The organism is Kocuria sp. p3-SID1428 (genome assembly GCF_025149945.1).
In the GTDB taxonomy this organism is placed as follows: Bacteria; Actinomycetota; Actinomycetes; order Actinomycetales; family Micrococcaceae; genus Kocuria.
Genome location: NZ_JALXVH010000005.1, coordinates 35,064 through 57,379, shown reverse-complemented (window position 1 = coordinate 57,379; position 22,316 = coordinate 35,064). Strand labels below are relative to the sequence as shown.

Annotated in this window: 17 protein-coding genes; 5 read left to right on the top strand and 12 right to left on the bottom strand. The window is 71.0% G+C overall.

The window, feature by feature from the left end; all coding sequences use genetic code 11:
* Positions 1-149: 149 nt before the first annotated feature.
* The 3 genes from M3E84_RS02245 to ftsY form a co-directional block, all read right to left on the bottom strand.
* The gene (locus M3E84_RS02245; protein ID WP_024290723.1) at positions 150-488 is read right to left on the bottom strand and encodes a P-II family nitrogen regulator; all 339 of its coding nucleotides are present in this window, start codon (positions 486-488) and stop codon (positions 150-152) included.
* Entirely contained in the window at positions 485-1,807 is a 1,323-nt protein-coding gene (locus M3E84_RS02240) for an ammonium transporter (RefSeq protein ID WP_259894378.1), read from the bottom strand. Before M3E84_RS02240 ends, M3E84_RS02245 begins: the two co-directional genes overlap by 4 nt.
* A gap of 262 nt (positions 1,808-2,069) precedes the next feature.
* On the bottom strand, positions 2,070-3,239 hold the full coding sequence (gene ftsY / locus M3E84_RS02235; RefSeq protein ID WP_259894377.1) for a signal recognition particle-docking protein FtsY: 1,170 nt from the start codon (positions 3,237-3,239) through the stop codon (positions 2,070-2,072).
* Between the two features lie 172 nt (positions 3,240-3,411).
* Here ftsY and M3E84_RS02230 point away from each other — a divergent pair, with 172 nt between their 5' ends.
* Complete coding sequence (locus tag M3E84_RS02230; protein WP_396415540.1) at positions 3,412-4,638, top strand: MFS transporter; 1,227 nt, start codon at positions 3,412-3,414, stop codon at positions 4,636-4,638.
* 234 nt (positions 4,639-4,872) lie between these two features.
* On the opposite strand, the gene smc is transcribed toward M3E84_RS02230, so the two are convergent.
* Positions 4,873-8,625 (bottom strand): chromosome segregation protein SMC, encoded by a 3,753-nt coding sequence (gene smc, locus M3E84_RS02225; RefSeq protein ID WP_259894375.1) that lies wholly within the window; start codon positions 8,623-8,625, stop codon positions 4,873-4,875.
* A 110-nt stretch (positions 8,626-8,735) separates the two neighbouring features.
* Positions 8,736-10,649, bottom strand: coding sequence for an FMN-binding glutamate synthase family protein (locus M3E84_RS02220; RefSeq protein ID WP_259894374.1), 1,914 nt, complete (start codon positions 10,647-10,649; stop codon positions 8,736-8,738).
* A 129-nt stretch (positions 10,650-10,778) separates the two neighbouring features.
* Here M3E84_RS02220 and M3E84_RS02215 point away from each other — a divergent pair, with 129 nt between their 5' ends.
* From M3E84_RS02215 to M3E84_RS02205, 3 genes are read left to right on the top strand one after another with little or no spacing between them, the layout of a single operon-like run.
* The gene (locus tag M3E84_RS02215; RefSeq protein WP_259894373.1) at positions 10,779-11,810 is read left to right on the top strand and encodes a 3-oxoacyl-ACP synthase III; all 1,032 of its coding nucleotides are present in this window, start codon (positions 10,779-10,781) and stop codon (positions 11,808-11,810) included.
* Positions 11,807-14,554: an alpha/beta fold hydrolase gene (locus M3E84_RS02210; protein WP_259894372.1), complete on the top strand. Its 2,748-nt coding sequence runs from the start codon at positions 11,807-11,809 to the stop codon at positions 14,552-14,554. Before M3E84_RS02215 ends, M3E84_RS02210 begins: the two co-directional genes overlap by 4 nt.
* The gene (locus M3E84_RS02205) at positions 14,551-15,711 is read left to right on the top strand and encodes an NAD(P)-dependent oxidoreductase (RefSeq protein WP_259894371.1); all 1,161 of its coding nucleotides are present in this window, start codon (positions 14,551-14,553) and stop codon (positions 15,709-15,711) included. The genes M3E84_RS02210 and M3E84_RS02205 overlap by 4 nt, the downstream gene beginning before the upstream one ends.
* A 202-nt stretch (positions 15,712-15,913) precedes the next feature.
* On the opposite strand, the gene M3E84_RS02200 is transcribed toward M3E84_RS02205, so the two are convergent.
* The 6 genes from M3E84_RS02200 to coaD all read right to left on the bottom strand — a co-directional run bounded on the left by M3E84_RS02200 (position 15,914) and on the right by coaD (position 19,425).
* Positions 15,914-16,165, bottom strand: coding sequence for a type II toxin-antitoxin system Phd/YefM family antitoxin (locus M3E84_RS02200; RefSeq protein ID WP_259894370.1), 252 nt, complete (start codon positions 16,163-16,165; stop codon positions 15,914-15,916).
* A gap of 270 nt (positions 16,166-16,435) precedes the next feature.
* Positions 16,436-17,374, bottom strand: a complete 939-nt coding sequence (gene mutM, locus M3E84_RS02195; RefSeq protein ID WP_259894369.1) for a bifunctional DNA-formamidopyrimidine glycosylase/DNA-(apurinic or apyrimidinic site) lyase — start codon at positions 17,372-17,374, stop codon at positions 16,436-16,438.
* Position 17,375: 1 nt separating this feature from the next.
* Positions 17,376-18,101, bottom strand: coding sequence for a ribonuclease III (rnc, locus tag M3E84_RS02190; protein WP_259894368.1), 726 nt, complete (start codon positions 18,099-18,101; stop codon positions 17,376-17,378).
* Position 18,102: 1 nt separating this feature from the next.
* Complete coding sequence (gene rpmF / locus M3E84_RS02185; RefSeq protein ID WP_006215062.1) at positions 18,103-18,306, bottom strand: 50S ribosomal protein L32; 204 nt, start codon at positions 18,304-18,306, stop codon at positions 18,103-18,105.
* Positions 18,307-18,308: 2 nt separating this feature from the next.
* Positions 18,309-18,908: a DUF177 domain-containing protein gene (locus M3E84_RS02180; RefSeq protein ID WP_259894367.1), complete on the bottom strand. Its 600-nt coding sequence runs from the start codon at positions 18,906-18,908 to the stop codon at positions 18,309-18,311.
* A gap of 28 nt (positions 18,909-18,936) precedes the next feature.
* Positions 18,937-19,425 (bottom strand): pantetheine-phosphate adenylyltransferase, encoded by a 489-nt coding sequence (gene coaD, locus M3E84_RS02175; protein WP_259894410.1) that lies wholly within the window; start codon positions 19,423-19,425, stop codon positions 18,937-18,939.
* A gap of 104 nt (positions 19,426-19,529) precedes the next feature.
* Here coaD and M3E84_RS02170 point away from each other — a divergent pair, with 104 nt between their 5' ends.
* The gene (locus M3E84_RS02170; protein ID WP_259894366.1) at positions 19,530-20,789 is read left to right on the top strand and encodes an aminotransferase class I/II-fold pyridoxal phosphate-dependent enzyme; all 1,260 of its coding nucleotides are present in this window, start codon (positions 19,530-19,532) and stop codon (positions 20,787-20,789) included.
* Positions 20,790-20,840: 51 nt separating this feature from the next.
* Here M3E84_RS02170 and M3E84_RS02165 read toward each other — a convergent pair whose 3' ends face one another.
* Positions 20,841-22,193 carry a UDP-glucose/GDP-mannose dehydrogenase family protein gene (locus M3E84_RS02165; protein ID WP_259894365.1) on the bottom strand — a complete coding sequence of 451 codons (1,353 nt, stop codon included), beginning with the start codon at positions 22,191-22,193 and terminating at the stop codon, positions 20,841-20,843.
* Between the last annotated feature and the right edge of the window lie 123 nt (positions 22,194-22,316).

Below are 22,316 nucleotides of genomic sequence, written 5' to 3'. Positions count from 1 at the left end.
GCGCGTCGACGGCGCGACCAGGTGGCCGCGCCGTCGTCGCCCCTGGGGGTGCGCAGTGCGCACCGGATCAGTGCTCCAGGGTAGCAATGCCCGCTGTCCGCACATGCTCGGCTCCTGACGCCGTGCGCTGAAGCGCCTGCGGGACGTGTTCAGACAGCTGACTCGCCGCCCTCCCCCGTGCGCAGCCGCACGACCTCCTCCACGGGGGTGACCCAGACCTTGCCGTCGCCCGCCCGGCCCGTGGTGGCGGCAGCGGCGATCGCGTCGACGACCTCGTGGGCCTGCTGGTCCGTGACGACCAGCTCCAGGCGGGTCTTCTCGATGAGGTCCACCGAGTACTCCGCACCGCGGTAGACCTCGGAGTGCCCTCGCTGGCGGCCGTAGCCGTGGACGTTGGTGACGGTCATGCCCTGGATCCCGAACGCGGCCAGCGCGTCCTTGACGTCGGCGAACTTCTCCTGCCGGATGACGGCGACGACGAGCTTCATGCGCGCTGCTCCTTCTTCTGACGCTCGATGACGTCCTCGAGGCTGCCCGGGACCGGGCGACGGGGGCGGAACGAGCCGGAGGCATCGCCCGCGAGGTTGTAGCCGGACTCCGCGTGCTCGGTGATGTCGATGCCCTCGATCTCCGCCTCCGCCGTGATCCGCAGGCCGACGAACGCGCGGATCACCAGGGCGATGACGAGAGTCACGACGGAGCAGTAGATGACCGAGACGACCGTGGCGATCACCTGCGTGCCCAGCAGCGCCAGCCCGCCGCCGTAGAACAGCCCGCCTGCCGACTCCGCGGACGGGATCGCGATGAAGCCCAGGGCCACGGTCCCCACGATGCCGGAGACCAGGTGGACGCCGATGACATCCAGCGAGTCGTCCATGCCCATGCGGTACTTCAGCGCCACGGCCACCGCCGAGCACATGCCGGCGACGAGTCCCAGGACCATGGCCCAGAACGGGGAGACGTCGGCGCAGGCGGGCGTGATGGCGACCAGCCCGGCCACCGCGCCGGAGGCCGCGCCCAGGGAGGTCGGGTGGCCGTCGCGGACCCGCTCGACCAGCAGCCAGCCCAGCATGGCCGTGGCCGGAGCACCCATGGTGTTGATCAGGATCAGCCCTGCCTGCTCGGGGGTGGCCGCAGCACCGACGTTGAAGCCGAACCAGCCGAACCACAGCAGGGCCGCGCCGAGCATGACCAGGGGGAGGTTGTGCGGGCGCTGGCCCGAGTCCTTCCCGAATCCCTGTCGCGGGCCGATCAGCAGGATCAGGATCAGCGCCGCCACGCCGGCGTTGATGTGCACCACCAGGCCTCCGGCGAAGTCGATCGCCTCGCCGAAGCGCGCACCGATCGCGCCGTCGGCACCCAGCAGGCCGCCGCCCCAGACCATGAACGCCAGCGGCGCGTAGACCAAGGTGGTCCACACCGGCACGAACAGCAGCCAGGCGCTGAAGCGCATGCGATCCGCGACCGCACCGGAGATCAGCGCGACCGAGATGATCGCGAACGTGCAGGAGAACGCGACGCCCAGCAGGTCGCTCGTGCCGATCAGGTCCTCCAGCCCCGGCGCCTGCAGAGGGCTGCCCGCCAGGCCTCCCAGGATGGGCTCGCCGCCGGAGATCGACCACCCCCACAGGATCCACACCGGGATCACCAGACCCAGGGCGGCGAAGGACATCATCATCATGTTCAGCACGCCCTTGGCACGGGTCATGCCCCCATAGAACAGGGCCAGTCCCGGTGTCATCAGCAGCACCATGGCGCTGGCGACCACGGTCCACACATCGACCGCGCTCAGCGTCGTCTCATCCATCGTCAGTCTCTCCTCGCTTCTCGGGCCCTCTCGGGCGCTGCACACGAGTCAAGCGAGGTCATGAGTCACCGGCGTCGCACCGTCGTTTCCGGCGTGTGACAACACGCGCTCGTTCGTGTCGGGCATGTGAACGGGGCTGCGGTCATCGAGCAGCGTCCGCGTGGCCTGACTACGGCGGAGACAAGACGAGTGGCCCCGCAGTGTGCGTCTGAGCTGGACGGACACTGCGAGGCCACTCGATCTGTGGGATCACACCAGGGGCCTACTCGAGCAGGGCGTCCACGAACTGCTCGGCGTCGAACGGGGCGAGGTCATCGGCGCCCTCGCCCAGGCCGATGAGCTTGACCGGAGCGCCCAGCGCGCGCTGGATCGCCACGACGATGCCGCCCTTGGCGGTGCCGTCGAGCTTGGTGAGCACGATGCCGGTCACGTTCACGGCCTCGGAGAAGACCTTGGCCTGCGTCATGCCGTTCTGCCCGGTCGTAGCGTCGATGACCAGCAGGACCTCGTCGACCTCGGCGGCCTTCTGCACCACGCGCTTGATCTTGCCGAGCTGGTCCATGAGCCCCGCCTTGTTCTGCAGGCGCCCGGCCGTGTCGATCATGACGACGTCGACCTCCGAGTCGATGCCGGTCTTCACGGCATCGAAGGCCACGGAGGCGGGATCGGCGCCCTCCACGTCAGAGCGCACGGTCGGCACGCCCACGCGGTTGCCCCAGGTCTGCAGCTGATCCGCGGCCGCGGCGCGGAACGTGTCGGCCGCACCGAGCATGACGTCCTTGTCCTCGGCCACGAGCACGCGCGCCAGCTTGCCCACGGTCGTGGTCTTGCCCACACCGTTGACGCCCACCACGAGCATCACGGCCGGGGTGTCGCCCTTGCGGGTCACGGCCAGGGAGCGGTCCATGGACGGGTCGACGAGCTTGAGCAGCTCCTCGCGCAGCATGGCCCGCACGTGGTTCGGATCCTGCGTGCCCTCGGCCTTGACCCGCACCTGGAGGTTCTCGACGAGCTCCATTGAGGCGTCGGTGCCGAGGTCCGCCATAAGCAGCGTCTCCTCGATCTCGTCCCAGACGTCCTGGTCGATGTGATCGCGGGACAGCAGCGCCAGCAGACCGCGGCCGAACACGTTGTTGGACTTGGCCAGGCGCCCGCGCAGGCGCGCCATGCGGGAGCCGGCGGATTCGGGGGTGTCCAGCGTCGGCGCCTTGGCCTCGGTCGCGGTTGCCCCTCCGGCCCGGGCATGCTCACCCGAGCCGTCGCCGGCAGCGCCCGGCGCCGGGTCATCGGCGTCTCGGGTCGAGTCGTAGCCGCCGGGAGGCGCCTTGGGCCCGCGCAGCAGCACGAAGCCCAGCAGCGCCAGCACCACCACGGCGATCAGCACGTACACGAAGACAGGGATCTGAGCGAGTATCTGGTCCACGTCCCCCATTGCACCACGATTCGGCGGGGGCCGCCGAGGGCCGGTGCCCGCACGCGCCTGCGGCGTCAGCGCCTTCTCCTAGACTGCGCTGGTGATGGCCTCCTCCTCTTCGTCCCCGGACCCCGCTGCGCGCAGGTCCTCCGACCGGTCGTCGCGATCGAAGTCTCCTGCCCGGACCCCGGTGCCCCGGGAGATCCTGGTGCTGATCGCCGCCGCCTTCGCGATCGCCGTCGGCTACGGCCTGGTGGCTCCGGTCCTGCCCCAGTACGCCTCCAGCTTCGGCGTGGGGGTGGCCGCCGCCTCAGCGGTGGTCTCGGCCTTCGCGTTCTGCCGGCTGATCTTCGCCCCGGCCGGCGGTCGCATCCTGGATCGGATCGGCGAGCGCCGGACCTATCTCATCGGCCTGGTGATCGTGGCGCTGTCGTCGTTCGCCACGGCGTTCGCCGGCTCCTACTGGCAGCTGCTGGTCTTCCGCGGCCTGGGCGGACTCGGCTCCACCATGTTCACCGTCTCCGCCATGGGCCTGATCGTGCGCCTGGCGCCGCCGGATTCGCGCGGGCGGATCTCGGGCATGTACGCCTCCACGTTCCTCATCGGCGGGATCCTGGGGCCGGTGATCGGCGGGCTGCTGGCGGGATTCGGCATGCAGGCGCCGTTCCTCATCTACGGGGCCGCGATCCTGCTGGCCGCCGGTGTGGTCTTCTGGCAGATCCCCCCGCAGTCGCTGCAGGATCGCGCGGCCTCCAAGGCCCAGGTGCGCATGAGCTTCCGCGAGGCCTGGCAGTTCGGCGCGTATCGGGCTTCGCTGGTCTCGGGCTTCGCCAACGGATGGACCTCCATGGGCATCCGCGTGGCGCTGATCCCGCTGATCGCCTCCGCCGCCTTCGGCGCCGGACCTGCCCTGTCCGGCCTCGCGCTGACGGTGTTCGCCGCCGGCTCCGCCGTGGCGCTGTCGTTCTCGGGCCGGATCTCCGACTCCGTGGGCCGCAAGCCGCTGGTGATCAGCGGACTGGTGCTGGCCGGCGTGATGACGGCGGTCATCGGGTTCACGGACAGCGTGTGGATCTTCGCGGTGGCCTCCTTCCTCTCCGGAGTGGGCTCCGGAACCCTCAATCCGGGGCAGCAGGCGGCCGTGGCCGATGTCATCGGCCCGCAGCGCTCCGGCGGCACCGTGCTCTCGCGATTCCAGATGAGCCAGGACGCCGGGCAGATCCTGGGCCCGATCCTGGCCGGGGCCCTCGTGGATGCCGCCGGCTTCGGCCCGGCCTTCCTGGTCTCCGGCGTGCTGATGGGTGTGGCCGCGCTGGCCTGGACCCCCGTGATGGACACCCTCAGGCGCCCCGACGTCGACGCCGTCCCCACCGGCTCCGTCCCTCGCGTGTCCGACGAGGAGCGCGAGGACTCCTGAGAACCGCTGCCAGCCGATTCCGGCCCGTCCCGCCATCGAGCGGCCGAATCCGGGCTGATCCGTCATCGGCAGGCCGAGTCGTCACCGGTTCCTCGCTGGAACGGTGAGGGATCGGCCAGTCGATGGGGGTGGCGTGGGGATTCGGCCACTCGATGAGCCGGAAGGCCACCGCCCAGCTTGCTCTGGTCGGCGCAAGTCGCCACCGCTGGTGAGCACCCCTTCAGATCAGATCGCCTAGCGCATCTCCTTGAGGCGCTGACCCAGCACGGTGGTGACGCCGTCGCGCATGGTCACGCCGTAGACGGCGTCGGCGATCTCCATGGTGCGCTTCTGGTGGGTGATCACGATCAGCTGCGAGGTCTCCTGCAGCTGCTGGAAGATCGTCAGCAGCCGGCCCAGGTTGCGGTCATCCAGGGCGGCCTCGACCTCGTCCATGATGTAGAACGGCGAGGGCCGGGCGCGGAAGATCGCCACGAGCATCGCGATCGCCGTCAGCGACCGCTCGCCGCCGGACAGCAGCGACAGCCTCTTGATCTTCTTGCCCGCCGGGCGCGCCTCCACGTCGATGCCCGTGTTGAGCATGTCCGCCGGATCGGTCAGCCTCAGCCGCCCCTCACCGCCGGGGAACAGCGTCCCGAACACGGTGATGAACTCGCGCTCGACGTCGTGCCAGGCCTCGGTGAAGACCTGCTCCACGTGCTCGTCGACGTCGCGGATGATCTGCCGCAGATCGGCCCGGGAGCGGTGCAGGTCCTCGAGCTGCTCGGAGAGGAACGCGTGGCGCTCCTCCAGGGCCGCGAACTCCTCGAGGGCCAGCGGATTGACCTTGCCGAGCTTGGCCAGATCGCGCTCCGCCGACGCCAGCCGCTTCTCCTGCTGCTCGCGCACGAACGGGATGCCCACCGGCTCGTCGTAGAGATCCTCCTCCGGCTCCTCCCCGTCCGAAGTGTCCGGGGTTCCCGACGACGGCACCGACTCCCCCTGCTTCTCTGCCAGCTCCTCCGGGGTGATCCCGTGCTGCTCGGCCTCGAGCTCGCGACGCGCAGCTGCGGCGGCGGCGCGCTCATCGCGGCGCTGCGAGGCCTCCAGGATGGCGTCGGCATCAGGGATGGGCAGGTGCGGGCCGTAGTTGTCGATCAGGGCGTCGGGGGTCAGCCCGAGCTCGTCCAGCGAGCGCTGCTCGAGGGTCTCGATGCGGGCGCGCTTCTGGGTGCGGGCGATCTCGTCGCGGTGGACCTCGTCGGTGAGCTGGGCCAGCCGAGAGGCTAGGCCGTCGTTGGCGGTGCGCACCTCCTGCAGCTCGGCGTCCAGGGCCTGGCGGACCTGCTCGGCCTGCTGCCGCTCGGCCTCGGCCCGCTCCACGGAGGCGTCGATGCGCACCAGGATCTGGCGCACCGCGGCCAGCACGGCCTCGGCGCTGCGCGCCTGCTGCCGCCGCCTCTCGGCACGGCGGGCCGCCTCTTCCCGGGCGCGGCGCTCGGCGGCGGCGGCCCGCTCCTGCGAATGCGCGCGGTTGCCCAGTGCTCGGGCCTGCTCCTCGAGCGACCGCAGCGCCAGCCGGGCTTCCGTCTCTGCCTGCCGTGCCTGGGTCGCCTCGCGCTGCGAGGAGTCGCGGCGGGCCACGGCCTCCAGGTGGGCGCGCTCGGACTCGTCGTCGTCGTGGTCCTCCTGGGCGGCCTCCAGGCGCGAAAGCGCCTCGTCCAGAGCGCGCTGATGCGCGGCCACCTGGTCCTGGGTCTCGGCGACCTGGCGCTGGAAGCGATCCGACTCAGCCTGAGCGGAGTCCAGCACGGCTTCGGTCCGCGAGGACGCTCCGGCGGCATCCCGCTCGGCCTTCTCGGCCTCCTGCGCCGCCTTGCGCGCAGCTTCGGCCTGAGGGCGCAGGCGGTCCCGCTCCGCAGCAGCCGACTGGGTGGCCTCCGTCGCCTGATCCAGCGTCTGCCGCAGTTGAGCCAGCTCGGCCTCCGCGGCCTCGGCCTGCGCGCGGATCTCCAGGGAGCCGGCCGCCTCCCGCGCTCCGCCCCGGGCGCTGTGCGGGGCGAAGACGTCGCCGTCGCGGGTCACGGCGCGCACCTGCGGATGATCGCCGGTCAGGCGCACCGCGGTGGCCGCGTCCGAGACCAGCACGGTCCCGGCCAGCTCCGCGCGCACGCGCTGCACGACGGCCTCCGCAGCATCCCCCGTTCCCGACGCCGCCTCGACGGCCTCGGCCGCCGGCACGACGCCCGCGTAGCCCCGGATCTCGTCCGGCAGCTCTGAGACGGGCGCCGCAGATCCGCCGGCCACGAGCATGTGCACGCGCCCGGCATCCGCCTGGCGCAGAGATTCGAAGATGCCCGCCGCCGCCGCGTGCGAGCGCACCGCGAGCGCCTCGGCCAGCGGACCTAGGGCCGCCGTCAGCGCACGCTCCCAGCCGACGGAGATCGTCAGGACCTCGGCCACTGCAGCCACCACAGCATCGGCGGACTGCGCCTTGACGGCCTCGGTGCCGTCGGGCTGACGCACCGAGGCCCGCAGCGTCTCGGCGCGAGCGGCCTGGGCATCATGGGCGCGCACCGCTTCCGTGCGCGCAGCCTCGGCCTGGCGGTGCAGCTCGCGGGCGGTCTCAAAGGCCTCCACAGCCTCGTCGCGCTCGGAGGCCGCCCGGCGCGAGACCTCGGCGGCGTCCTCGGCGGCTGCGCGCAGCGTCTCCACCTGGCTCAGCGCACCCATCCGGCGCTGCGCCGCCTGCTGCTCGGTGCCGCGCAGCCGCTCGAGCTCGTTCTCGGCGGCCTCGACCCGCGAGCGCGCAGCACCCACGCCGCCGGAGAGCTTGGCCACGCCCTCGCGGCGATCGGCGGCCGCCTGCAGGATCGCCGTCACGGCCCTGTCCGCCTCGCGGGCCTGCGCCTCGCTGTCCTCGCGGTCCTGGATGGCCTCGGCCAGGGTGTCCACGGCTTCTTCGACCTGCTCCAGCGCCGCCTTCTCCTCCTCGCGGGTGCGCGCGGCCTGCTCGGCCAGCCGGTCCGGGTCGCGGTCCGAGGAGGGCTGCTCCTCCGTGGCTCCGAGCAGTCTCCGCCGCTCCCCGGCCAGCTGCTCGAGCGAGCGGTGCCGCTCGCGCACCGAGGTCAGCTCGTACCAGGTCTCGCGCGCCGCGGTCACCGCAGGGGTGGCCTGGGCGGCGCGGGTCTCCAGCTCGTTCTGGCGGGTGCGGCCCGCCCCCAGACGCCGCTCGGCGTCCTCCTTCTCCTCGCGCAGCCGCTGCTCGGTCTCGACGTCGACGGCCAGCGCGGACTGCGCCTGCACCAGGTCATCGGCGAGCAGGCGCGAGCGGGCGTCGCGGACGTCGAACTGGATGCGCTGGGCGCGGCGGGCGACCTTGGCCTGACGGCCCAGCGGCGTGAGCTGACGCCGGATCTCGGAGAGCAGGTCGTCCAGGCGGTCCAGGTTGGCCTGCATGCCCTCGAGCTTGCGGATCGTGCGCTCCTTGCGCCGCCGGTGCTTGAGGATCCCGGAGGCCTCCTCGATGAAGCCGCGGCGCTCCTCCGGCGTGGCGTGCAGGATGCGATCGAGCTGGCCCTGCCCGACGACCACGTGCATCTCCCGGCCCAGACCCGAGTCCGAGAGCAGCTCCTGGATGTCCAGCAGGCGGCAGGACTGGCCGTTGATCGCGTACTCGGAGCCGCCGGTGCGGAAGAGCGTGCGCGAGATGGTGACCTCGGTGTACTCGATCGGCAGAGCGCCGTCGGTGTTGTCGATCGTCAGCGCCACGTGCGCCCGGCCCAAGGCCGCCCGGCCCGAGGTGCCGGCGAAGATCACGTCCTCCATCTTCCCGCCGCGCAGCGACTTGGCGCCCTGCTCGCCCATGACCCAGGACAGGGCATCGACCACGTTCGACTTGCCCGACCCGTTCGGGCCGACGACGCAGGTCACCCCGGGCTCGAACTCGAAGCTCGTGGCCGAGGCGAACGACTTGAAGCCGCGCACGGAGAGAGTCTTGAGATGCACCCGGCGAGCCTACCGGCAGGCGACCGACGACGCCGTCAGCCCGCCACCGGGTGAGGTCGGCACTGAGATCGCCGGTCAGGAGCCGACCGAGAACACCCTCTGAGCCTGCCTCACTCGGCTGGGCGCCCCTCCGGTCGGGTGCTGTCGCCGACGACCGGCGTGGAACCGGTGGTCGGCGTGCGGCTTGCCTCCGGTCGGCCGATCGGCTCGTCGCCGTCGCTGCGCACCGGCTGCTGGCCCTGCTCCTGCTCACCTGAGCGAGTGCCCGAGGCGGTGTGCGCCTCCGAGTGCCGCTCCCCCGACGGCCCGCCCGGAGCATGGCTGCCGCCCGAGGAGGCCAGCGAGCTGCCGGCGCCGACAGTGGCCATCATCCCGGTCTGCGTGGCCATCTCGTCGTTCCAATGGGGCCCGTCGTCGTCCAGGAAGCCGAGCGGGGCGTGCTCGCCGAAGTGATCGGCGTCGGCCTCGGCCCAGTCCGCGGCCCAGCCGCGCGGGGGCTGCTCGAGCAGCTCGCCCTCCCGCAGCCAGTTGTAGATCGAGGCGTAGGAGCGGGTGTTGAGGTGATCCACCCGACGACGCAGCATGCGAGCGTTGAGCTGCGACGGGGCCTCCACGCCCATGGAGGCCATGATCTGCACGGCCTCGCGGACGGTGAGCTTCTGGTAGTTGTGCACCCGCTTGGCCTTGTCCTCCACGTCCAGTGCGCGCATGAGGCGGGCGTCCTGGGTGGCCACGCCCACGGGGCAGTGGTTCGTGTGGCACTTCTGCGCCTGGATGCAGCCGGTGGCCATCATCATCCCGCGGGCGGACATGGTGAAGTCCGCGCCCTGGATCAGGCGCTTGACGATGTCCGAGCCGGAGACCACCTTGCCGGCGGCGCCGATGCGGATCATGTGCCGCAGCCCGGTGCCCACCAGGGCGTTGTGCACGAGCATGAGCCCCTCGGTCAGCGGGGTGCCCACGTGATCGGAGTACTCGAGCGGGGCGGCGCCGGTTCCGCCCTCGGAGCCGTCCACGATGATGTAGTCCGGCGCGATCCGCTCCTCCCACATGGCCTTGCACATGGCCAGCACGTCCGTGCGCGAACCCACGCAGAACTTGATGCCGATCGGCTTGCCGCCCGAGAGCTCGCGCAGCTGCCCGATGAACCGGACCATCTCGCGCGGGGTCGTGAACGCGGAGTGCGAGGCCGGGGAGATGCAATCCACGCCCTCGGGGACCTCGCGGGCCTCAGCGATCTCGGCGGTGACCTTGGAGCCCGGCAGCACGCCGCCCAGGCCGGGCTTGGCGCCCTGGGACAGCTTGATCGTGATGCCCTTGACCTCGTCGTAGCGGGCCTTCTCGGTGAAGCGCTCGGGGTTGAAGCGCCCGTCGGCGTAGCGGCAGCCGAAGTACCCGGAGCCGATCTCCCAGAACAGGTCGGCGCCGCTGCCGAGGTGGTACTTGGTCAGCCCGCCCTCGCCGGTCTCGTGCACGAACCCGCCCATGGCCGCGCCCTTGTTCATGGCCAGCACGGCGTTCTTGGACAGCGAGCCGAAGGACATCGAGGAGATGCTCATCAGGGGCATCTCGTAGGGCTGAGTGCAGTCCGGTCCGCCCACGCGCACCGTCGGCGGCTCCGCGGCCGGGGCTACCGGGGCGGTGGTGTGCAGCAGGAACTCGTAGCCGATCGCGTCGGTGGCCTTCTCCGTGCCGAAGGCCTTGTGGTCGTCCTGGCCCTTGGCGCGGGCGTAGACGATCGAGCGCTGATCCCGGCTGAACGGCTTGCCCTCGGTGTTCTTCTCGATGAAGTACTGCTGGATCTCGGGGCGGATGGACTCCAGCAGGTAGCGGGCGTGCCCGAGCACGGGGAAGTTGCGCAGGATCGCATGGCGCGGCTGGACCAGGTCCCAGATGCCCAGCCCCACCAGCAGCAGGGCCACCACGCCCAGGAAGATCCAGGCCCACATGCCCACGAGATAGGCGACGAGGAGGACGAGGGCCAGGGTGACGACGGCCCCGGCCATGAGGAAGCGATTGTTCATGCGCCCATCGTCTCGCATCGGCCCCGCGACGACGAAGCGGCGGACATGGACGCGCTGCCGTCAGGTGATGTCCAGGCGCGTCGATACACTTCAGGACAGACTCCTCACACCTTCGTCGAAAGCAGTGCCTTGCCAGGGAACTCCATCATCCGCCACAGCAGCGCTTCGCTGCTGTCGATCCAGAAGGTCGAAGCCGACGTCGTCGTCTCCTCCGAGCGCGCAGACGAGCAGCTGCAGGAGACGTTCGAGCGCCTCAAGCTGCCCAAGGGCCTGCTGGAGCGCTTGGCCGGCGTCAAGGAGCACCGCGAGTGGTCCGAAGGCCGCCACTACACCGACGGCGCGATCGAGGCGGCTCAGGCCGCCATGGATCAGGCCGGCATCAGCCCGGACCAAGTGGGCCTGCTGATCAACTGCTCGGTGACCCGCGACGGCTACGAGCCGGCCCTGGCCTCCGGGGAGCACGCCCGGCTGGGCCTGCCCAGCTCGGCGCTGAGCTTCGACATCACCAACGCCTGCCTGGGCTTCATCAACGGAATGACCGTGGCCTCGTCCATGATCGACTCCGGGGCCATCGACTACGCCCTGATCGTGGCCGGCGAGGATCCCACCCGCTGGCACCGCGAGGCCTTCCGCCGCCTCAGCGAGCCGGACGTCACCCGCGCCGAGGTCATCCGCGAGTTCGCCACGCTCACGCTGGGCTGCGGCGCGGCCGCTGCGGTCGTGGGCCGGGCGGACAACCACCCCGAGGGCCACCGGATCCGCACCTCCGTGACCCGCTCGGCCACCGAGCACCACGAGCTGTGCATCGGCTCATTCGACGGCATGTACACGGATGCCGGCGGTCTGCTCAAGCACGGCGTGGGGCTGCTCACGGACACCTGGGAGGAGGCCCGCACCCAGGGCTTCGAGTGGGACGACTTCGACTGGGTGGTGGCCCACCAGGTCTCCACCTCCCACACGGACAAGACCGAGGCGGACATCGGGATCCCGGCGCACAAGCTGCCGCGCACCTTCCCGTTCTGGGGCAACGTGGCCTCGGCCGCCCTGCCGATGACTCTCGCCCTGCAGTCCGAGAACGGCTCGTTCCAGAAGGGCCATCGCGTGCTGGCCATGGGCGTGGGCTCCGGACTGAACGCGACCTTCATGGAGATCGACTGGTGAGCACCCCCGAGACCGCCGAGACCGTCACGCCCCCCAGCAGCTGGGAGGCCTTCCCGGGCGTGGACCCCCGCTGGTCGCGCACCGTGGAGGTCGCCTCGCACGCTGCGTGCGAGCCCGTCGAGGGCACCGTCCGGCGCTGGCACCTGCTCGACAACCTGGCGGTGCTGCAGGAGCAGGACAAGACCCCCGCCGGCACCATCCTGGCCGTGCACGGCAACCCCACCTGGTCCTACCTCTGGCGCTCGGTCCTGAAGGCCGCGACCGAGGCCGAGACCCCCTGGCGCGTGGTGGCCGTGGATCAGCTCGACATGGGCTTCTCCGAACGCACGGGCCTGTTCCGCCGCTACGACGACCGCATCCAGGACCTCAGCGACCTCACCGCCGCGATCGGGCTGAACGACGAGCGCGTGGTCACCCTGGCCCACGACTGGGGCGGTCTCGTGTCCATGGGCTGGGCCGAGCTGCACCCGAAGGCGCATGCGGCCACGATCATGACCAACACGGCGATCTACCACGATCCCGAGTCCGGTCCCATCCCGGATCCGCTGCGTCTAGCGCTGGCGCCGAAGGTCCACGGAACCGTCACCTCCCGGACCACCGCGTTCCTGGACATCACGCTGTCGCTGGTCTCCCCCTCGCTGGCTCCCGAGATCAAGGCGGCGTTCAAGGCGCCCTACGACACCGCGGAGCACCGGGCCGGCATCAAGGGCTTCGTGGCGGACATCCCGGCGTTCGAGGGGCATCCGTCGAACCACCGCTACGAGCGCACGGCGTCGTGGATGGCCACCTCCACCGTTCCGGCGCTGTTCCTGTGGGGCCCCAAGGACCCGGTGTTCTTGGAGCGCTACCTCCAGGACCTTCGCAAGCGCATGCCGCAGGCGGACGTCCACCGCTTCGAAGGCGCCAACCACCTGCTGCCCGAGGACCGGGACATCGCCACGCCGGTCATGCAGTGGCTGCAGCAGAACCTCGTCGATCCACACCCCCGCCGCTTCCAGCACCTCGAGGCCCGTCCGCAGGCCGAGGAGCCGTTCGTGCCCTTCACGGCCGGGCTGTCCCACCGGGCTAGCTTGGATGAGGCCACGACCGCGGTCGCCACCGTGGACATGGGCAAGGCCGAGAACGACAGCGCCCCGGCCGTCGAGCGCAGCCTCACCTGGGCGCAGCTCGACGAGCGCGTGGAGCGCATAGCCGCCGGGCTGACCGGGCTCGGGGTGAAGCCCGGAGACCGCATCAACCTCATGGTGCCCCCGGGGGCCGATCTCACCACGCTGATCTACGCCTCACTGCGTGTGGGAGCCGTGATCGTCGTGGCGGACACCGGACTGGGCCTGCCGGGGCTGCGCCGCGCGCTCAAGGGAGCCTCCCCGCAGTGGCTCATCGGCATCCCCGCGGCTCTGACCGCCGCCCGCACGCTGGGCTGGCCGGGGCGGCGCATCAGCGTCGAGACCCTGGATCCGGTGCGCCGTCGGCTGCTGGGCATTGAGTCCTCAATGGCCGAGCTCGAGCGCACCGCGCCGGGCCCGCTGCCGCAGATCGACCCCGATGCGGATGCCGCCGTGCTGTTCACCTCGGGCTCCACCGGCCCGGCCAAGGGCGTCGTCTACACCCAGCGGCAGATGGCCGCCATGCGCGATGCCGTGGCCGCCGTGTGCGACCTGCGCCCCGGCACCGGGCTGGTCGCCGCCTTCGCGCCCTTCGCGCTGCTGGCCCCGGCCATGGGCGCCGCCTCGGTGACCCCGGACATGGACGTCACCAAGCCGCGCACGCTCACGGCCCGGGCACTGGCCGATGCGGCTGCGGCGATCGAGGCCACCACCGTGTTCGCCTCGCCCGCTGCGATCGTCAACGTGCTGGCCACCCAGAAGGACCTGGCACCGCATCAGCGCCAGGCGCTGGGGCGAGTGCGGCTCATGCTCTCGGCCGGCGCCCCGCTGCCGCCGCCGCTGCTGGATCAGTTGCAGAAGCTGCTGCCGGCCGCCGAGCTGCACACGCCGTACGGCATGACCGAGGCCCTGCCCATGACCGATGTCCGCCTGGAGACCATCCGCGAGGCCGCCGTCGACTCCCAGCCGCTGCACCCCGAGCAGGGCTTCCGCTCGCAGGCCCGCGTGCGCGGGGCCGGCGAGGGCGTGTGCGTGGGCACCCCGGTCCCCGGGGCGACCGTGCGGATCGCCCCCGTGGATCATGACGGCGTCCCCTCGGACCGCCTCGTGGATCTGCCGGATGTGCTGGGCGAGATCGTGCTGCAGGCCCCGCACGCCAAGGACCGCTACGACGCCCTGTGGATCACCGAGGACGAGTCCACCCGCATCCCGGGCTGGCACGCCACCGGAGACGTCGGGCAGCTCGACGACAAGGGCCGCCTGTGGGTCTCCGGACGCCTCCATCACCTGCTGCTCACGGCCGACGGCCCGGTCGCTCCGGTGGCCGGCGAGCACGCCGCGCAGACGGTCTCGGAAGTCGGTCGCGCCGCGCTCGTGGGCGTCGGGCCGAAGGGTGCTCAGGTGCCCGTCATCGTGTGCGAGACTGAGCCTCCGGCACGCCGATCCGGCCCCGCGCGAGCGGGTCTGGCCGGGCGCGTGCGCAGTGCAGTCCACGACGCCACCGGCCTGGATGTCGCGGCCGTCCTGGTGGTGCCCCGGCACCCCACAGACATCCGCCACAACTCCAAGGTCGACCGCACGCGCCTCGCCGCCTGGGCCGATGATGCCCTGAGCGGGGGAAGGATCAGGAACCCGTGAGCACCACGCCAGGCATTCCCCGCGCCGCCGGAGCACCCCGGAAAGCGCATCGTGCCACGCCGGAAGAGCTGCAGGACGTGCAGGAGCTGCAGGGGAAGGGCCGCACCGTCCTGGTGACCGGCGCCTCCGGGATGCTCGGCGAGTCCGTGGCCCGCAGGCTGCTCAGACAGGGCTGGACGGTGCGCGTGCTGCAGCGCGGGCAGGCTCCCATCGCGCTCGAGGACGGCGTGGAGCAGGTCCTCGGCTCCATCACGGACATGGAGACCGTGCAGCGCGCACTCGACGGCGTGGACGACGTCATCCACCTGGCGGCCAAGGTGTCCTTCGCCGGCGACTGGGAGGACTTCGTCTTCACCAACATCACCGGAACGCGCATCCTGCTGGAGTCGGCGCGCAAGGCCGGTGCCCGCAACTTTGTGTTCGTCTCCAGCCCGTCGGTGGCGCACACGGGCGTGTCCATCGCCGGCGACGGCGCCGGACCGGCCAATCCGTACAAGGCCCGCGGGAACTACGCCCGCTCCAAGGCGGCGGCCGAGCTGCTGGCCCTGGAGGCCGATTCCGCTGCCCTGCGCGTCACCGCGGTGCGTCCGCATATCGTGTGGGGCCCCGGCGACACCCAGCTCGTCGAGCGCATCGTGGACCGGGCCGCGCGCGGGCGCATGCCGCTGCTCGATGACGGCGCCGCACTGATCGACACCACCTACGTGGACAACGCCTCCGAGGCCATCGTCCGGGCGCTCGAGCGCATCGAGGTCGCCCACGGCGAGGCCTTCGTGGTCACCAACGGCCAGCCGCGTCCCGTCGGCGAGCTGATCGGCATGATGTGCCGCGCCGGCTCCGTGCCCGCCCCCAAGCGGAAGATCCCCGCCGGGGTGGCGCGCTTCGCAGGCCGCACGATCGAGAAGGTCTGGGCCCGGTTCCCCGGCAAGGATGAGCCCCCCATGACCGAGTTCCTGGCCGAGCAGCTCTCGACCGCGCACTGGTTCTCGCAGAAGCGCACCCACGAGGTCCTGGGCTGGGAGCCGTCGATCTCCATCGAGGAGGGCATGCGCCGGCTCAAGCAGCACTACGACCACCATCCGCTGCCGGTCGTGGTCGAGCAGCGCGAGAAGCGCGAGAGGCGCGTCGAGAACACGACGTTCAAGGCCGGCAGCTGAGTCTGCTGGTTGCATGGACTGATCTGATGATCTGCAGGTCCGCTGGCCTTCAGCGTCACTGAGCGGCAGACCTGCGCAACGTCCGCGTCGGCCCCGCCTCCTCTCGCGAGGCGGGGCCGGCGCCGTTCCGGAGTCCCTCTCCCGCGCCGAGCCCAGGTCGGCCAACCCGAAGATCCCGTGATTCCCGCGCAGAGACAGCACTTCACAGGTCGAGGGGCCGCGGCGGTTCGACACGGCGTACGGGCAGGTCGAACTCGACACCGTGATCCTGGCCCGTTCGGAGACGGTCTCCCATCAGCTCCGGCGTGCCGGAGAGCCGCTCGAATTCCTCGACGGTGAGCAGCACATGCGTTGCCCAACCGTGATCGATGACCATGACCGGGCCCTGCTCGGCGGCTCGCATGGCTGCGCCGACGTCGCAGTCGAAGTCGCGGCTGGTGACAGCTGTGCTCACGTCGGGCCTCCCGGTAGGAATCGCCTTCACAGCAGGCCTGCCGCTCACTCGTCGGGAAGACCACGGCCGCGCAGCTGCTGGATCGGACGACGAGCTCTGGCCCCGGATGCTGACGCCGCATGACACCCATCCATCGGATCTGATGGCCTGCAGTTATGCGGCCTCAGCGGCAGAGTTGGGCTCACCCCCGCGGCGACGCCGCACCTGTTCAGCCCATCGGAGCTGATGGCATGCGCACGTGCGGCCTCAGCGGGGCGGGCAGGCGGCAGGTCAGTACCGCGCGCGGCGGGGGCGGCGCTGGCAGACGGAGCAGCGGTACGACGACCGGTTCATGAACTGCTCGCGCACGATCACGCCATCGCGCCCCTCGGACTCGCACCTCAGGCAGGGCTGACCGGCACGGCCATAGGCGTTCAGCGAGCGGGAGAAGTATCCCGACTCCCCGTTGATGTTCACGTACAGGGAGTCGAAGCTCGTCCCGCCGGCCTCCAGGGCCCGGGCCATGACGTCCTGCACCGCCTCGACCACCCGCTGGGTCTCCGGGCGCGTCAGGGTCTCGGTGGGGCGGGCGTAGTGCAGCCGGGCGGACCACAGGGCTTCGTCGGCGTAGATGTTGCCGATCCCGGAGATGAGGCCCTGATCCAGCAGAGCGCGCTTGATGCCTGTCCTGCGGCGGCGCAGGGCGGCGTGGAAGGCGCCGGGGTCGAAGTGCGGGTCCAGCGGATCGCGGGCGATGTGCGCGGCGTGGACCGGGATCAGCGGCTGGCCCAGAGCACCTCGACCGCCGGGATGGCCGTCGGCGGTGGGGACCAGAGGATCCAGGAACATGCCCCCGAAGATGCGCTGGTCCACGAAGCGCAGCTGCCCGGGCAGCCCGTTGGGAGTCTCGGAGAGCCCCAGGCGGACCTTGAGGTGGCGCTCGTCGGGCTGGTCATCGCCCTGGATCAGCGCCTGGCCGGACATCCCCAGGTGCATCATCAGCCCGAGCTCGTCGCCGGAGCTCAGAGCCACGGGCAGCCAGAGGAACTTGCCGCGGCGCACCGCATCCAGGATGGACGCGCCCTGCAGCCGCTCGACGAAGTCGCCCGGCCCATCCGCATGACGGCGCAGTGAACGGGGATCCAGGACCTCGACGGCCTCGACCCGGCGTCCGACCGTCCAGCGCTCGAGGCCGCGGCGCACGACCTCGGCCTCGGGCAGCTCGGGCATCTCAGCGCCCGTCGGCCAGCGGCCGGCCGTGGCCGTCGGTGCGAGTGGTGCCGGTGATCGCCGAGTAGGCGGACTCCGCCGCCCGGCGCTCGGCCTCCTTCTTGGAGGTGCCGGGGCCGGTGCCGTGCACGGTTCCGCCCAGCAGGCAGGAGGCCGTGAAGGAGCGGTTGTGGTCCGGGCCCGTGCCCTCGACCTCGTAGGTCACCGCGCCCATCCCCCGCATGGCCGCGAGTTCCTGGATCTCGGTCTTCCAGTCGCGGCCCTCGCGGATCACGAAGTCGTCCTCGAGCAGCGGCACGATCATCCGCAGCACGAAGGCCCGCGCGGCATCCAGGCCCTGCGACAGGTACAGCGCACCGATCACGGCCTCCATGGTGTCGGCCAGAATCGAGGACTTGTCGTGCCCGTCGGTGCGGATCTCGCCGCGGCCCAGGCGGATGAACTCCCCCAGCCCGCGCTCGCGCGCCAGCTGCGCCAGGGTGCGCGTGGAGACCACGGAGGCGCGGATCTTGGCGAGCTCGCCCTCGGTGCGATCGGGGTAGCGCGTGAAGATCTCGTCGGTGACCGTCAGCCCCAGCACGGAGTCGCCCAGGAACTCGAGGCGCTCGTTGTGCTTCTGACCGGCATGCTCGTAGGCGTACGAGCGATGCGTCAGCGCAATGAGCAGCGTCTCGGCATCGATATCGACGCCGAGACGCTGTAGAAGATCCTGATGATCAGACGCCAACTCAGGCGTCCGCCACCTTGCGGCCCTTGTACTCGTAGTACAGGGCGGTGCCGGCGGAGTCGGTGACCAGCTTGGCCTGGTGCGGCAGGGAGTACACGGTCTTGCCGTTCTCCACGGTGCGGACCAGCTTGGGGGCCTTCGCCTTCCACTGCGAACGACGGGCGTGCGTGTTGGCTCGCGAGAGCTTCCTCTTCGGAACAGCCACTGCTATCTCTCTTCTCTCGGGGACTCGTCCCCCTGCTCGAGCAGGCCTGCGAGGGCGCTCCAGCGGGGGTCGAGCACTTCATGTACATGATCGGGGTCGTCCTCCAGCCGCGCGCCGCACTGGGCGCACAGACCGGGGCAGTCCTCCCGACACACTGGCTGGAACGGCAGCTTGGTGATCGCTGCGTCCCGGAGCATCGGCTCCAGATCGATGTGATCGTCCTGGACGGTGTACATCTCGTCGGCGTCGTCGTCCTCTTCCGGAGTCTCGGAAGGGGCGTCGAACAGGAAGAGCTCCTGCACCTCTACGGTCATGTCCTCCTCGACCGGATCGAGGCACCGACTGCACTCGCCGTGAAGGCGAGCTGTCACCGTGCCGGAGACCAGGATACCGTCCACGACGGATTCCAGCCTCAGGTCGGCTGCCATGTCGGAGCCCTCAGGGGCCCCGATGATCGCATTGCCGAAATCCTTCGGCGCAGGCACGGTCTCCTGGAAGAGACGCATCGTCCCGGGACGCTGTTCCAGGTCCTTGACGTCCAGCGCCAGCGGCGAAACGTTGTCTCGACTGATGATGATCTCCTGTGGGTTCAATGCCAGCACGCCATTCTAGACGGCCCGACGAGGATGCTCAACCGATGGCGTCGCGGGTCTCATCGAGCGCGGCCAGCACCGCCGGCGTCACGAACGCGGAGATGTCCCCTCCGAAGCCGTGGACCTCCTTCACGAGCGAGGACGACACGTGCCCGAGCTCCGGGGCGGCAGCCAGGAAGACCGTCTCCATGCCCGTGAGGCTGCGGTTCATCCCGGCCATCGGCAGCTCGTAGTCGAAGTCCTGTCCCGAGCGCAGGCCCTTCACGACCGCCACGGCACCGCGACCGGTGACGTACTGCGCCAGCAGTCCCCCGCCCAGCGGCTCGATCCTCACCCGCTCCGACGACGAGCCCAGCGACTGCTCGACGAGCTCCACGCGCCGATCGATCGGGAAGCGGTGCTTCTTGCTCGGGTTGTCCGCCACGGCCACGATCACCTCGTCGAACAGCCGAGCCGCACGCTCGATGATGCCCACGTGACCCAGGTGGATCGGATCGAAGGAGCCGACGCACACCGCGCGGCGCAGGCGGGACTCGGCCGTCGCCGCTGTCTCGGAAGGGTTCTCGCTCATGCGGAACACGCTATCGCGGGCGCCCGCACCACCCCGGGCGATCCCTAGACTCTGTGGCCATGAGCACTGCGCGCACCGATGGACACGACCTCCCTTGGCACGCCCTGGCCCGCGGGGCCGGCCTGATGCAGGAGGCCGGGCCACTGCGCTCCACGATCTTCGACGAGACCTCCACCCGGGCCCGCGCACACGGCGCCGTGAACCTCGGGCAGGGCTTCCCCGACGCCGACGGCCCCGACGTCATGATCGAAGCCGCCGTGGAGGCCATGCGCAACGGTCAGAACCAGTACTCCCCCGAGCGCGGGCTGCTCGAGCTGCGCCAGGCGATCGCCGCTCAGCAGCTGGCCACGCAGGACCGCGAGCTCGACCCGCAGACCGAGGTGGTCGTCACCGCCGGGGCCGCCGAGGCCCTGACCGCCGCGCTGCTGTCGCTGCTGCGCCCCGGCGACGAGGTCGTCGTGCTCGAGCCGCACTACGACCTCTACGCCGCGATCGTCGCCCACGCCGGAGGCGTCCTGCACCCGGTGGCGCTGCGGCCCCCGCACTTCACGGTGGATCCCGACGAGCTGCGCGCGGCCTTCAGCGAGCGCACCACCGTCGTGCTCGTCAACGACCCCCACAACCCCACCGGCACGGTGTTCAGCCCGCAGACCGCCGCCGAGATCGGACGCCTGGCGCTCGAGCACGACGCCGTGATCCTCACCGACGAGGTCTACGAGCACCTGCGCTACGACGGCGATCACGTGAGCCTGGCCGCCGGCCCCCGCTCGTCCCTGCTCGAGGAGCCGCTGGCCCAGCAGGTCCGCGAGCGCACGCTCGTGGTGTCCTCGGCCTCCAAATCACTGCAGGCCACCGGCTGGCGCGTGGGCTGGGTGAGCGGGCCGGCCGAGCTGCTCAGCGGGGTCGTCGCGGTGAAGACCTATCTCAGCCACTCGGCGGCGGCCCCGCTGCAGCAGGGCGTGGCCGCTGGTCTTTCCGCCCTGCCGTCCTGGGGGCCGTCGATGACCGCCGAGCAGCAGCGCCGCAGCGCCCTGGTGGTCGACGCCCTGCGGGCCATGGGCTTCGCGGTGGCCCAGCCGTCGGGGTCGTACTACGTGGTGGCCGATCTCTCGCCGCTGTTCGACCGCTTCGGCGCGACGACGTCGGCCGAGCTCTCCCGTGCGCTGATCGAGCAGGCCGGGCTCGCGCTGCTGCCGCTGTCGGCCTTCGCGGCACCCGAGAACCAGGCGCTCTACTCCGGGTGGATGCGGGTCGCCGCCTGCAAGTCCGTCGAGACCCTCCAGGAGGGCATGGACCGCCTGGCAGCCGCCCTGCGCTGAGGCCATCGAGCGCCCGATCACCGGGGCGGGTCTCAGGTCACGGGGCCCGGCTCAGCCCCTGCGGCCCAGGGCGCGGTAGGTCCAGCCGGCATCGGACCACTGCCGCGGATCGAGCACGTTGCGCCCATCGAGGATCTGACGACGACGCACCAGCGGGGCCAGCTCCTCGGGCGTCATCCGCCGGAACTCGTCCCACTCGGTGAGCAGCACGACCACCTCGGCACGGGCCACCGCCTGGATCAGCGAGCTCGCGTAGTCCACACGCGGGTAGCGCTTGGCGGCGTTCTCATTGGCCTTGGGGTCGTAGACGTGGACGTCGGCGCCGATCGAGTGCAGACGGGCGGCGATGTCCAGGGCGGGCGAGTCGCGGACGTCGTCGGACTCGGGCTTGAAGGCGGCGCCGAGCACGGCGATCTCCCGGCCCATGACGGAGCCGTCGAGCATGTCGGTGATGACCCCGACCGTGTGCTCGCGGCGTCGGGTGTTGATGTCGTCGACCTCGGCCAGGAAGCGCACGGACTGGTCCAGCCCGAGCTCCGAGGCCCGGGCGCGCAGGGCGCGGATGTCCTTGGGGAGGCATCCGCCGCCGAATCCCACGCCGGCGTTGAGGAACTTGCGCCCGATCCGCTCGTCCATCCCGATCGCATCGGCCAGCGTGCGGATATCTCCGCCCACGGCCTCGGTGAGCTCGGACAGCGAGTTGATGAAGCTGATCTTGGTGGCCAGGAACGAGTTCGCCGCGACCTTCACGAGCTCCGAGGTCTCGTAGTCGGTGACGATCAGCGGGATGCCCTCGGCCAGCTGCGGGGAGTAGACCTCGCGCATGAGCTGCTCGAGGCGCCGGGCCTGCTCGTGCTCCTGCGGATCCGCGGAGCCGTGCCCGGGCAGGCCGATGACCATGCGGTCGGGGTGCAGCGTGTCCTCGACGGAGTGGCCCTCGCGCAGGAACTCGGGGTTCCACACCAGGTCCACCTCGATCCCCTCCGGAGCGTTCTCGCGCGCCAGCTCGCGCAGCCGCCGGGCGGTGCCCACCGGGACGGTCGACTTGCCGGCGATCACGGCATCGCGGGTCAGGTGCCGGGAGATCTGCTCCACGGCGGCGTCCACGAAGCTCATGTCCGCGGCGAACGCACCGGGGCGCTGCGGCGTGCCCACTCCGATGAAGTGCACGTCCCCGAAGGCCCCGGCCTCCTCGTAGTCGGAGGTGAAGCGCAGGCGTCCGGACTCGACGTGCTTGCGCAGCAGCTGCGGCAGCTCCGGCTCGTGGAAGGGCAGGACGCCGGCCGACAGCGACTCGAGCTTGGCCGGGTCGATGTCCACCCCCAGCACCTCGTAGCCCATCTCCGCCAGCGATGCCGCGTGCGTGGCGCCCAGATAGCCGGTCCCCAGAACAGTGATGCGCATCCGGTGCATACTCCTCGGTCTCGTCCGCGTGCCCGACGCACGCCGGTCCGCAGTGCGGGCCGCACGAACGGCGACCCGTATCAGCAGACTAACGATCCGCTTCCTCCCCCGGAGCGAGGGGCC